Origin of the sequence: Taklimakanibacter albus (assembly GCF_016595235.1) — a bacterium.
GTDB lineage: Bacteria > Pseudomonadota > Alphaproteobacteria > Rhizobiales > Aestuariivirgaceae > Taklimakanibacter > Taklimakanibacter albus.
In genome coordinates this window covers 423695-436587 of record NZ_JAENHL010000007.1, presented here as the reverse complement: position 1 = coordinate 436587, position 12893 = coordinate 423695, and the positions used below count along the sequence as shown (strand labels likewise).

Genomic DNA, 12893 nt, shown 5'->3' with positions numbered 1-12893 from the left:
CGCCCGCCTGGAATTACGATCCCACAGACGCCATATTGTAGGAATGGGTTCGAGACCGCGGCCGGGCGACAGGTGCCTGACCGGGAAAGGCTCCAGGCATGAGACTGGTGCGTATGGTTCTCTGTGCGGCCGCGCTGCTAGCCGTGGCGTTTGCTTTGCCCATCCAAGGCCGGGGTGAGACAGGCGAGGGATCGCGGATTGCCCTCATGATCGAGATCGACGGCGCCATCGGTCCGGCCACGGCCCGGCAGATCAAGGACGGCCTGGCAAGCGCGCATGAACGAAACGCCGAAGTCGTCATCCTGCGCCTCAACACACCGGGCGGGCTCGTCACCAGCATGCGTGAGATCATCGCCGACATATTGGCCTCATCGGTGCCGGTGGTCGGCTATGTGGCGCCGTCCGGAAGCCATGCGGCGAGCGCCGGCACCTATATTCTCTATGCGACACATGTAGCCGCCATGGCGCCCGGCACCAATATCGGCGCGGCGACACCGGTCGAGATCGGAACGCCCTTTCCAAGCCTGCCGGGTGGTGACGAGCCGAAGACCGATGAGAAGCCCGGCGCCGCGCCGGCGCAGGACACACTGGCAATCAAGGCGACCAACGATGCCGTAGCGCTCATTCGCAGCCTCGCCGAACTGCGCGGGCGCAATGCCGAATGGGGCGAAAAGGCAGTGCGGGAGGCGGCCAGCCTGTCGGCGCAGGCAGCCCTCGATCAGCACGTCATCGACCTCATGGCAAACGACACCGCCGCGCTCCTGCAGGCGATCGATGGGCGGAAGATCGCGACAACGGCCGGACCGCGCAGTCTTGCGACGCAAGGATTGAAGGTCGAGACGATCGAGCCCGGCTGGCTGATCCGGCTCCTGGCGGTGATCACCGATCCCAATGTTGCCGTGCTCCTCATGCTCTTTGGTGTCTATGGTCTGGTCTTCGAATTCATGAGTCCCGGCGCGGTGGCGCCCGGGGTGATCGGCGCCATATGCCTGGTGTTAGGCCTCTATGCGCTCAATCTGCTGCCTATCGATTATACCGGCCTCGCTTTGATGCTTCTCGGCCTCACCTTCCTCGTCGTGGAGGCCGTCTATCCGACGGTCGTGCTGGGCGCCGGCGGGCTGGCCGCCTTCCTTCTCGGCGCCGCCATGCTGTTCAGGGTTCAGTCGCCCGGTTATCGGCTGTCCTGGACGCTCATCGCTGTTGTGGCGATGCTGATCGCCGCACTGCTGCTGCTCTCCGGCCGTTTTCTCTGGCGAACACGGAACAACGTTCCGCGGATCGGGCGCCAGGCCATGCGCGGCCTGCCGGTCGAGATCCTGGACTGGTCGGAAGGCTCGGGCCATGTCCTTGCCGAGGGTGAGCGCTGGAACGCGCGCAGCAATGACACCTTCACCGCCGGCGAGCCGGCCGAGATCGTGGATATCGAGGGCCTCATTCTCACTTTACGGCGCAGAACCAAGACCGGTTCAGGCTCAGGAGAACCACCATGATGATCGACTATGCCATCTATCTGATACTTGCCGTCTTCGTGATCCTCTTCCTCAGCTCGGCCATCCGTATCCTGCGGGAATATCAGCGTGGCGTCGTCTTCACGCTCGGCCGCTTCACCGGCGTCAAGGGACCCGGCCTCATCATCCTCATTCCCTATGTGCAGCAGATGGTGCGCGTGGACCTGCGCGTCGTGGTGCAGGCCATCCCGCCGCAGGATGTGATCTCGCGCGACAATGTCTCGGTCAAGGTGAATGCCGTTCTCTATTTCCGCATCGTCGATGCCGAGCGCGCGATCATCAGGGTCGAGGACTTCATGGCGGCGACCAGTCAGCTGGCCCAGACCACCTTGCGCTCGGTGCTCGGCAAGCACGAGCTCGACGAGATGCTGGCGGAGCGCGACCGGCTCAACAGCGACATCCAGGAGATCCTCGACCAGCAGACCGATGCCTGGGGCATCAAGGTGACCAATGTCGAGATCAAGGACATCGATCTCAATGAGAACATGGTCCGCGCCATCGCCAAGCAAGCCGAGGCCGAGCGGCTGCGCCGGGCCAAGGTGATCAATGCGGAAGGCGAACAGCAGGCGGCGGAGAAGCTGGTGGAAGCCGGCCGGATGCTTTCCGCCGAGCCGCAGGCGATGCAATTGCGCTATTTCGCGGCGCTCCATGACATAGCAGGCGAGCGGACCTCGACCGTGGTCTTCCCGCTACCGGTGGATCTGCTGGCGCATTTGCAGGGCCAGCCCGGCGCCGACAAGTGATTGTGATCTACGCCTCGGCGGCGCGCGAGCGTGTCTTGAGCCAATAGCCGATCGCGACGACGAGAGCGGCGCCGATGGCGGCGGCGATATAGACGCCGGTCGAATGCGGCTCGATACCGAGGCGCGTCCCGACGACGGGGTCGGTGGCGATCATCTCGCCGGCGATCCAGCCGAGCAGCGCCGCGCCGGCCCAGACGATGATCGGGAATTTCTCGATCATCTTCATGATGAGCTGCGAGCCCACCATGATGAGCGGGATCGACAGCGCCAGGCCGAAACCGAACAGCCATGGATCGCCCTTGGACACGGCGGCGATGGCGACGACATTGTCGAGACTCATCACCGCATCGGCGATGGCGATGGTCCACACCGCCTTATAGAGCTTGTCGGAGGCGGCGATGTTCTTCTCTTCGGCTTCCTCGCCCTTGGCGAGCTTGACCGCGATCCATACCAGGAGCAGGCCGCCGACCACTTTGAGGAAGGGGACGAGGAGCAACTCGGAGATGATCAGCGCGAAGATGATGCGCAAAAGGATCGCGACGCCGGCGCCCAGGATGATGCCCCATTTGCGCAAATGCGGCGGCAAGGAGCGGCAGGCAAGGGCGATGACGACGGCATTGTCGCCGGACAGGAGGAGGTCGATCCAGATGATCTGAAGGATGGCGACCGAACTGGCGAGAACGTAATCCATGAAAGCCGATATGAGGGAGTTTTAGGCCGCTGCCAAGAGCTAAGCGTATTTTATCCGGAAATCCTTGAGCACGGCCCGGGCCGAATTGTGCCCGGGCGCACCGGTGACCCCGCCGCCCGGATGGGTTCCGGAACCGCACATATAGAGGCCTTTAACGGGCCCCCGGTAATCGGCATGGCCCAGCATGGGCCTGGCCGAGAAGAGTTGATCCAGCGACAAGGCGCCGTGGAAGATGTCGCCGCCAATGAGGCCGAAGGTGCGCTCGAGGTCGAGCGGCGAATTGATCTGCCGGCCGACGACGCTCTTGGCAAAGCCCGGCGCATAGTCGTCGACGGTCTTGATCATCAGATCGGCCACCTCCTCGCGGTGGTCATCCCACGAGGCGCCGTCGGGAAGCTCGGGCGCCACATGCTGGCAGAACAGGCTCGCGACATGGGCGCCCTTCGGGGCGAGCGAGGGATCGAGCGTCGAGGGGATCAGCACCTCGACGATCGGCTTGCGGCTCCAGCCATATTCGCGGGCGTCGTGATAGGCACGGTCCATGTAGGTGAGGGTCGGAGCGATGATGATGCCGGAGGTATGATGATCGCCAATGTCACGACCGGGCAGGCAGGTGAAGGAGGGCAGCTCGGACAGCGCGACATTCATGCGGAAGGTGCCGGACCCGCATTTCCAGCGCTTGATGCGATGAAGGAACTCCACCGGCAGCGCGCCTTCGGGGATGAGGCGGCCGAACAGAAGCTTGGGATTGAGATTGGAGACGACCGCCCTGGCCTTGAGACTGCGGCCGTCGGCGAGGACGATACCTTTGGCGCGGCCCTTGTCGATGATGACCTCGGTCACGGCGGCGTCGGTTTCGATCTCGACGCCCTTGTCGCGGCAGGCCTTGGCCATGGCCTGGGTGATGGCGCCCATGCCGCCCAGCGCGTGGCCCCAAACGCCCTTCTTGCCGTTCACCTCGCCGAAGCAATGATGCAGCTGCACATAGGCGGTGCCGGGCGTCTTCGGGCTGGCGAAAGCGCCGACGATCGAATCGAAGCCGAACACGGCCTTCACGACATCGGATTCGAACCAGCCGTCGAGGAAATCCGCCGCCGACTGGGTGAAGAGATCGAAGAGCAGGCGTTTGCGCTGAAGCGAAAGCGAACCCAGCCGGCGCGCCAGGGCGCCCGCCTTGACGAGCTCCGGCAAGCTCGTCAGCAGTCCGCCTTCGATCAGATTGGGCGGCGGCTTGAGAACGAGGTCGCGCAGCACATCGGCGATGGCGTCGATCTCGTCGGAGTATTTCGGATAGGCGGCGGCATCCTTGGCGGAGAATTTGGCGATACCGGCTTCGGTCCGGCCGGGGCCCGTCAGCAAATAGCGGCCGTCAGGCTGTGGCAGGAAATTCGAGGCGCGGCGCTCGACGACCGTCAATCCGTGTGCTGACAAATTCATGTCGGCGATGACCTTGGGATTGAGCAGGCTCACCGTATAGGCGGCGACGGAGTTGCGGAAGCCGGGGTGGAATTCTTCCGTCACGGCGGCGCCGCCGACCACGCTACGTCTTTCCACGACCTTGACTTTCAACCCGGCAGAAGCGAGGTAGAAGGCGCAAACCAAGCCGTTATGACCGGCGCCGACAATAAGGATATCCGTCGTCATTCAATGCATCTCCCGTAACATGCTTTTGACTCGCGCTTTCCCACCGCGTCAATGCCGGGTCGCATTAGAGACACAATCAGCGCTAGGATTCGGCTGGACTACAAAACAAAAGGAAAACAGGAATGCGTAAACTCGCTTTGGCCGCGGCTGCCGTTGCAGCACTCGGCCTCTCCGCTCCGGCGGCAGATGCGAAAACAGGGGTGAAGATAGGCGTGCTGACCTGCTCGATCGAGGGCGGGGTGGGCTTGATTCTGGTTTCATCGAAGAAAATCAACTGCGTCTACCAGCCGTCGGGCGGTGGCCGGGTGGAGCGTTATGAAGGGCGTATCCGCAAGCTCGGCGTCGATATCGGGGTGACGAATCAGACGATCCTGGCCTGGGCGGTCTTCGCGCCGGGCAAGACCAAGCGGGGCGCGCTCGAGGGCACCTATCTCGGGGCGACGGCCGAAGCCACCGTGGTGGCCGGGCTCGGCGCGAATGTCCTGATCGGCGGGTTCAAGAAAACCATTTCCCTGCAACCGCTTAGCATTCAAGTCCAGACCGGGCTCAATGTCGCGGCCGGTGTCGCCGGGCTTTATCTGGATTTCGTCCGGCGCTGATGCGCCACCAGAAACGGCAAATCATCGGACTATTGTATTTGGCGCGCGATCGGAGAGACCGCGCGCTATTCTCTTTCCTAACGGAAACTGTTGCCTCGATGTCACGGCGCGCAAGTTTGTACGCGTCGTCGGCATTTTCATTTGTCGCTATCCCGCCGGGAGAATAGGTTTCAGCTACGGGGCGGCTGTCTGGACGAGGCGGGAGGATGACCCGAAGGACAGCCTGGCTGAAGGGAGCGCTACTCACCGGTTTTTTGGTGATGACAGCGTTTGGTGGCGCGGCCGTCGCCGCCGATGCCGTGGAGCCCGGCTGCGTGCCCGCCGTTTCGGCGGTCAATGGCAAGGTCGAGGGGGCCGGCGGCTATGCCGACAGTGAGAATGAAAAGGGCGATCTCGCCTGGGAGGCCGGCGGCTCACTGAGCCTTCCCTTGGGCTGCCTGCTCGGCTTTCAGGCCGATATCGGCGCCAGCAACAAGCTCGACGATACGCAATATGGCGCTATCGGGCATTTGTTCATTCGCGACCCGCAAACCTATCTGTTCGGCGTGACCGGCGGCGGCGTCGATGGCGATGACACCAAGCTCTACGCCGTGGGGCCTGAAGCCGAAGTCTATCTCGGCAATCTGACGCTCGAAGCCTGGGGCGGCTATCTCAACATCGATCAGGATGACGGCGGCGGAAAGGATTCGGGCTTCATCATCGGCGATGTGGCCTATTATCCGACTGATGATCTCAGGCTGTCGGTCGGCGGCAAGCTCGTCGATGACCAGCAAGGACTGCGCGCCGGCTTCGAATATCAGATCGGCGGCATGCCGATGTCGGTCTACAGCAAGGCGGATTACGGCGACGACGACTTCTTCTCCATCCTCGGCGGCTTGCGCTTCTATTTCGGCGGTGAGGACAAGAGCCTGATCCGCCGCCACCGCGAGGACGATCCGCGCAACCGCACTTTCGATCTCATCACGCAAGGCGAGCGTGACCGCAATCGCGGAAACGGCCAGCCGGCTGGTGGCGGTACCGCGCCCCCGCCGTGATCCGGCGAGGGCAAAAATTACCTAGTGAAACTGTTGCCAAGTAGTTGCAGTCGTTCATGAAAATGACGGCTGCCTGGCCTTTTCATTTGTGTGCCGCCGACGGCCCGGATAGATCAGCCGCGGGCGGACAGAACGACTCAAAGTCCCCAAGAAAATCGAGGTACAAAAGTGATTACGAAGAAAGCCTGGCTGACGGGCGTTGCATTCACCGGCGTGGTCGCCGTCGCCACTCTTGGCGGAGCTGCGTTCGCCGCGGATGTCACGGCGCCCAGCTGCGCCGTTTCGGCGCTCAACGGCAAGATCGAGGCCGGCGGCGGCTTTGCCGATGCCAAGGACGTGAACGGCGATTTCGCCTGGGAGGCCGGTGCGTCGCTTGCCTTCCCGCTTGGCTGCATGTTCGGTTTCCAGGCTGATTTCGGCGTGTCCGATCGCTTCGACGACACGCAGTTCGGCGGCGTCGGCCATTTGTTCGCGCGCGATCCGGAGAACTATCTCATCGGCATCGCCGGCGGCGTTGTCGATGGTGATGATGCGACTCTCTACGCCATCGGTCCGGAAGCCGAGCTCTATTTCGGCAATTTCTCGCTCGAAGCCTGGGGTGGTTATGTCAACATCGATGCGAATGACGGCGAAGGCGACGACTCCGGCTTCATCATCGCCGACATGGCCTATTATGTGACGGATGACTTCCGGGTTTCGCTCGGCGGCAAGATCGTCGACGATTACGAGGGGCTGCGCGCCGGCTTCGAATATCAGTTCGGCGGCATGCCGATGTCGCTCTATAGCAATGTCGAATATGGCGATGACGACCAGTTGACGGTTCTCGGTGGCCTGAAGTTCTACTTCGGCGGCGAAGACAAGAGCCTGATCCGCCGTCACCGCGAGGACGATCCGCGTAACCGCACGTTCGATCTGTTCATCAAGGGCAAGGACCACGACAAGGGCGGTGTCGTGGAGCTCCCGCCGACTTGATTGAGCAGTCATAGTTAGTGAAGAGCCGCGGGTACCCCGCGGCTCTTTGCTTTTGTCGTACCGACTGCTGTACCCTCAACCAGGTTGGCACGGTCTTGAGGGAGCATATGCGGCGCGCCGGGCATGTTTTGCTGTGTTGGGAGTTCGGTGCCGGCAACGGTCACGCGCGCCGGCTCCAATTGATCGGCAAACGGCTCGAGGCTTTGGGCTTCACGACGGCCTATGGCCTGCGGCGCCCGGAGGTCGGGGCCGCCATCGGCATCGCCGAGGAGACGATCAGGCCGGCGCCGAACTGGCCATTGCGCCCCACTGCCGCCAATCCCGCCCAACATATGACCAATGCCACCTATGGCGACTATCTGGCCCAGATGATGCTCAGGCCTCATGACGATCTCGATGAGCGCCTGCGTCTATGGCATGAGCTCATTGAAGCGGAGCGGCCGGACATCATCCTTGCCGATTATGCGCCGAGTGTCTCGCTTCTTTCATATGGACGCATTCCGGTCGCGGCGATCGGCGATGGCTACACTTTGCCGCCGGCCGACCTTTCCGTCTTTCCTCGTCTGCTCGAGAACGTGCCCCTGGAATACGAGGAAGGCGATGTGGTGCGGCGGATCAATCGCGCAGTGAGACATTACAATCCCTTGCCGATCGCACATTATCCGGAGATCAACCGGGCCGACCAGCATCATCTCCTCACACTGCCCTGCCTCGATCCTTATCGCGAGCATCGTCATGGCGGATGGCTCGGCACGGTGGACAGGGCGGTGATCGCCCCGCAGAAGGAAACGCCCAGACAATTCTTCTCCTATTTCCAGGAGAACCGGCAAACCGATGCGCGACTCATCGACGGGCTCATCCAGTCGGGGGTGGCGGGCAAGGCGATCTTTCTGCTGCCGTTGCGGCGGACCGCGAAGCGGCTCGCGGCGGCGGGCATCGCGGCTCCCGATGGTCTTGCCGATCTCGCCGTAGAGCTCACCCGCTGCGGCGTGCTGGTGCATCAGGGGACCGTCGGCATGGCGATGGCCGGCATCGCCGCCGGACTGCCGCAAGTCATGTTGCGATCCGATCTTGAAAAGACGCTCAATGCACAGGCCATCGTCGCGCGTGGCGCCGGCATCACTCTCGGCTGGAGCACTTTCGCGGCGGAAGATCTCGCCGCGGCAATCCGGCAAGCGGTCGATGATCCCGTCATGCAGGCGGCGGCGCGCGATCTCGCGCGTGCGAACGAACGCTATCTGAAGCTCGATGCCGTGAGTGAAATCGCCAATGCCTGCGCGACGTTAATCGGAGGGTAGGCGCGGGCTTGCGATTTGCCTCTTGTCATCATCGCAAAACGGCGCAAGCATAGAGGCCGAGGATCCGCCCCGACGGGGTTTCCTCGCAAGACGGGCGGTCCCGGACGGCATTGGCGCAGTCAAAGGGAGGTCCCGGAATGAGCAGCACGAATGGCAGAGAACGTCAGGGTCCGCGGTGTATCGCACTCGTCGGGCCCTATCTAAGCGGCAAGACCACACTTCTCGAAGCCATCCTGTTTCGCCTCGGCGCCGTGCCGCGCCAGGGCAAGGTCTCGGACAAAACCAGTATCGGTGACGCGGCGCCGGAAGCGCGCGCGCATGGCATGAGCGTCGAGCTCAACGCCGCCAGCGCCTCCTTCATGGGCGAGAGCTTCACCTTCATCGATTGCCCCGGCTCGATCGAGTTCGGTCAGGAGGCGCGTGCCGCGCTTACCGGCTGCGATGCCGCCGTCGTCGTCTGCGAGCCCGACGACAAGAAGGTGCCGGCCCTGCAATTGATCCTCAAGCAGCTCGATGATCTCAACATTCCCCGTTTCATCTTCATCAACAAGATCGACCGCACCGAGAGCCGGCTGCGCGATGTCCTCACCTATCTGCAGCCCGCCAGCAGCACGCCGCTGTTGCTGCGCCAGATTCCGATATGGAAAGACGAGATCGTGCGCGGCTTCGTCGATCTCGCTCTCGAGCGCGCCTTCATCTACCGCGAAAATTCGCCGAGCGAAGTCGTCGAGATGCCCTCCGATATCCTCGACCGGGAAAAGGAAGCCCGCTTCGCGATGCTGGAAAAGCTCGCCGATTACGATGACGAGCTGATGGAGCAGCTGCTCTCCGATATCGAACCGCCGCGCGATCGTGTGTTCAACGATCTCACGCGTGAACTGGCGGAGGGGCTGATCACGCCGGTGCTGTTCGGCTCGGCCGAGAACGGCAATGGCATCCTGCGCCTCATGAAGGCGCTGCGCCATGAGGCGCCGGGCGTCGCTGAGACCTCGAAACGGCTGGGCCTCGGCGCGGTCAATGGCAATGGTGGGGCGGCGCTGCAGATTCTCAAGACCTTCCATACCGCGCATGGCGGCAAGCTGTCGCTCTCGCGCGTGCTGTCGGGCGCGATCGCCGACAGCGCCACGGTCTATGGCGGCAAGGGCCAGGATGCGCGCGTCGCCGGACTTTTCACGCTGATGGGATCGACGCCGCAGAAGATCGCCAAGGCGGAAGCGGGCGATACGGTGGCGCTCGGCAAGCTCGACAATATGGCGACCGGCGAGACCATCTCGACGGTGAAGGGGACGGTGAAGCAACTGATGAAGCTCGACGTGGCGCCGGGCGTCTACGGGCTCGCCATCTCGGTCGCCGACCGCAAGGACGAGGTGAAGCTCACCAGCGCCATCGCCAAGCTCATCGAGGAGGATCCCTCGCTGTCGCTGGAGCAGAACCAGAGCACACATGAAATGGTGTTGTGGGGGCAGGGCGAGATGCATCTGCGCGTGGCGCTGGAGAAGCTGCAGGGCAAGTTCGGCGTCCAGGCCAATGCGCGGCCGCGGCGCATCGATTATCGCGAGACGATCCGTAAGTCGGTGCAGATTCGCGGCCGGCACAAGAAGCAGTCGGGCGGGCATGGCCAGTTTGGCGACATCGTCGTCGAGATCAAACCGCTGGCGCGCGGCTCGGGCTTCGCCTTCACCGACACGATCAGCGGCGGCGTGGTGCCGAAACAATATATACCGGCGGTCGAAACCGGCATCCGCGACTGGATGGGGCAAGGACCGCTCGGCTTCCCGGTGGTGGATTTCACCGTCAACCTGTCCGACGGCTCCTACCATGATGTCGATTCCTCGGAAATGGCGTTCAAGACGGCCGCCCGCATCGCGATGAGCGACGGCATGCCGCAATGCTCGCCGGTGCTGCTCGAGCCGGTCGTCGCGGTGGAGATTCACGTGCCGAGCGAGGCGACGTCACGCGTCAACCAGATCGTTTCCGGCCATCGCGGCCAGCTTCTGGGCTTCGACGGGCGCGAGGGCTGGTCCGGGTGGGACACCGTGAAGGCGCATATGCCGGAAAGCGAGATGGGCTCGCTCATCATCGAGCTCAGATCGGCGACCGCTGGTGTCGGCACTTTCGTGTTCAAACACGACCATATGTCGGAACTGACGGGACGCCAGGCCGATCAGGTCGTGACCAACCGGAAAGCGACGCTCGCGGCGTAGGGCAAATCCCGCCAAAGTTGAAGACTTTGGCGATAAGGATTTGCCGAGGACAACGCGGCGGTCAGGTCAGATAGGCGATCAGCATCGAGGCCAGCATCAGCATGGAGCCCATGCTGACGATGTCGGTGACCGTGGTCAGAATGATGCTCGAGGCGGTGGCGGGATCGGCGCCCAGCTTCTTGAGCACGATCGGCACCGAGGCGCCGGACAGTCCGCTGACCAGGACCGACAGGATGGTGGCGACGAAGACGATCAGTGCGAGATAGGCCGGGCCTTTGTCGCCCTGCATGATCGCGACGATGTAAATCACGGCGGCGACGGCTATGCCGGTGACGACGCCGTGCAGGATGCCGAGGCGGATCTCCTTCCACAGGGCGACCGAGTAGAAATCGGTGCTCCCGGTACGTTCCAGTGTCCGCAAGGTGATGGCAAGCGCCTGGGCGCCGGTATTGCCCGACTGGCCGGCGAGAACGGGCAAAAAGGCGGCGAGCAGCACGACCCGGTCGATCGTGTCCTGATAATTGCCGACCACGAGGCCCGCGGCGAAGGCGGTGATGAGATTGATCATCAGCCAGGGCAGGCGTGATTTGACTGACGCCACGAAGGGCGTCGCAACGGTCTCGCCTTCGTCGACACCGACCATTCGGCCGGGCGTCGCGGTGAGGCGTGCTTCTTCGATTTCATGCAGCTTTGACGCGCGCACCACGCCGCGCAACTTTCCGTTGCGGGCGCAGACCGGATATTCCGGGATTTCCATGCCCTTGATGCGTTTCAAGGCGTCATGCACGTCGACGCCCTGCTGGAGCGACACGACTTTGGTCATCATGACATCGGCGATCTTGGCCTTTTCGTCGGCCAGGATCAGGTCGCGCATGACGCAGAGCCCCATAAGCCGGCCTTTCTTGTCGACGACCATGGGATAGGTAAAAAGCCGGTTGCGCGGTGTGGCGCGGATGGCGGCGATCGCCTGCTCGACGGTATTGTCGGGCGCCAGCTTCAGAACCGGCTCCTGCATGATGTCTTGAATGGTCGTCATACCGAGGCACCCCATAGAGCCCTTCCCGCTTTGATCGCATCGCTTTGATTCGATCAAAAAGGGAAACGGGGCTCGAATACACTTGATCTGGAGCGCTTCCTTATCGCCAAAGTCGAGCAACTTTGGCGGGAAGCGCTCTAGTTCCGCTTACCCACCCGGATCAGCCGGAGCCCACCCTTCGTCCGAATCTTATGGCCGGTCGCTGGGTTTTGCCACACTGGCGCATCGAAGTGCTCGCGTGGCAAGCGGGACGGAGGCTTGTCAACTAAAAGTTTTGACAGATATTTCAATGCCATGGCGTAAATAAGTAGGAAGACATATTGCGGTTTACGCTCCGATAGAGCAAAATGAAAGTCTGAGGGCGCATCTTATCTAAGGATTCGAATTATGGCGTATGTTGCGCGCCTTGCCGGCGCAGGCGTGATCTGCCTCTATGCCCTCACCACTCCCATGCAGGCCGCCACCCCGATCGGCAAGGTATTTGCCAAATCGGGCTCACCAAGTGCCGCCGGGCCGGGAGGCAAGCGAACGCTTGTCGAGGGAAGCCCTATCTATGAAGACGATCAGGTCCAGACGGGCAACGGCAATGTTCAGATCATCTTCGTCGATGACACGAAACTTGTGGTCGGGCCGAACTCCAACCTCGTCATCGACCGCTTCCTCATGCGGGGCGGCAACAAGGCAAGAAAATTCTCCGTCAATGCATTGCGCGGCACTTTTCGCTTCATCAGCGGGCATAGTGCCAAGAATGCCTATGACATCAAGACCGCCAACGCCACGATCGGCATCCGCGGCACGGCCTTCGATTTCTCCTCCGGTCGTGCGACGCTGGTCGCCGTTCACGTGGGGCAGGTCAGGCTGTGCGCCTACGGCAATTGCGAAACGGTCGATGACCGTTGCGGCGTCGGTCGTGCCCAGAATGGCGATATCGACGAGCTCGGCGGCAAGGCGAAAGGCAGGGCCATCAAAAGTCTGCCCTATATCGTCAACCAGGGCCCCCTGGCGCGTCCGTTCCGGGTCAATACTTCATCCTGCCGATCGGTCGCGACCTTGTTCCAGAACTTCTTCGGCGGCGGCTCACAGGGCGGCACGGGTGGTCAAGAAGGCGGCCCGAGGTCCAATAATAGCAGCCCGCCCGACACTGGCGGGTATGGCGGCTGACCT

General features: G+C 62.5%; 11 protein-coding genes. 8 read left to right on the top strand and 3 right to left on the bottom strand.

The features are described 5' to 3' along the window. Positions 1 to 98: 98 nt before the first annotated feature. Together JHL16_RS13575 and JHL16_RS13570 are read left to right on the top strand one after the other, a co-directional pair. Positions 99 to 1490 (top strand): NfeD family protein, encoded by a 1392-nt coding sequence (locus JHL16_RS13575; RefSeq protein WP_200185376.1) that lies wholly within the window; start codon positions 99 to 101, stop codon positions 1488 to 1490. Then, complete coding sequence (locus tag JHL16_RS13570; protein ID WP_200185375.1) at positions 1487 to 2251, top strand: slipin family protein; 765 nt, start codon at positions 1487 to 1489, stop codon at positions 2249 to 2251. The genes JHL16_RS13575 and JHL16_RS13570 overlap by 4 nt, the downstream gene beginning before the upstream one ends. 7 nt (positions 2252 to 2258) lie before the next feature. Here JHL16_RS13570 and JHL16_RS13565 read toward each other — a convergent pair whose 3' ends face one another. Both JHL16_RS13565 and JHL16_RS13560 read right to left on the bottom strand, forming a co-directional pair. Next, positions 2259 to 2942 carry a TerC family protein gene (locus JHL16_RS13565; protein WP_200185374.1) on the bottom strand — a complete coding sequence of 228 codons (684 nt, stop codon included), beginning with the start codon at positions 2940 to 2942 and terminating at the stop codon, positions 2259 to 2261. 39 nt (positions 2943 to 2981) lie between these two features. Then, entirely contained in the window at positions 2982 to 4586 is a 1605-nt protein-coding gene (locus JHL16_RS13560) for a phytoene desaturase family protein (RefSeq protein WP_200185373.1), read from the bottom strand. A 122-nt stretch (positions 4587 to 4708) separates the two neighbouring features. Here JHL16_RS13560 and JHL16_RS13555 point away from each other — a divergent pair, with 122 nt between their 5' ends. The 5 genes from JHL16_RS13555 (at position 4709) to JHL16_RS13535 (ending at position 10693) form a co-directional block, all read left to right on the top strand. Continuing rightward, positions 4709 to 5185: a DUF992 domain-containing protein gene (locus JHL16_RS13555; RefSeq protein WP_137857388.1), complete on the top strand. Its 477-nt coding sequence runs from the start codon at positions 4709 to 4711 to the stop codon at positions 5183 to 5185. 206 nt (positions 5186 to 5391) lie between these two features. Continuing rightward, complete coding sequence (locus tag JHL16_RS13550; RefSeq protein WP_200185372.1) at positions 5392 to 6219, top strand: hypothetical protein; 828 nt, start codon at positions 5392 to 5394, stop codon at positions 6217 to 6219. A 168-nt stretch (positions 6220 to 6387) separates the two neighbouring features. Next, on the top strand, positions 6388 to 7191 hold the full coding sequence (locus tag JHL16_RS13545; protein WP_200185371.1) for a hypothetical protein: 804 nt from the start codon (positions 6388 to 6390) through the stop codon (positions 7189 to 7191). A gap of 107 nt (positions 7192 to 7298) precedes the next feature. After that, a complete protein-coding gene (locus JHL16_RS13540; RefSeq protein WP_200185370.1) occupies positions 7299 to 8489 on the top strand; it encodes a glycosyltransferase in 1191 nt (396 codons plus the stop codon). A gap of 137 nt (positions 8490 to 8626) precedes the next feature. Further along, entirely contained in the window at positions 8627 to 10693 is a 2067-nt protein-coding gene (locus JHL16_RS13535; RefSeq protein ID WP_200185369.1) for an elongation factor G, read from the top strand. Between the two features lie 61 nt (positions 10694 to 10754). Here JHL16_RS13535 and JHL16_RS13530 read toward each other — a convergent pair whose 3' ends face one another. Beyond that, entirely contained in the window at positions 10755 to 11729 is a 975-nt protein-coding gene (locus tag JHL16_RS13530) for a magnesium transporter (RefSeq protein WP_200185368.1), read from the bottom strand. A 387-nt stretch (positions 11730 to 12116) separates the two neighbouring features. Here JHL16_RS13530 and JHL16_RS13525 point away from each other — a divergent pair, with 387 nt between their 5' ends. Then, the gene (locus tag JHL16_RS13525; protein WP_200185367.1) at positions 12117 to 12890 is read left to right on the top strand and encodes a FecR family protein; all 774 of its coding nucleotides are present in this window, start codon (positions 12117 to 12119) and stop codon (positions 12888 to 12890) included. Positions 12891 to 12893 lie beyond the last annotated feature (3 nt).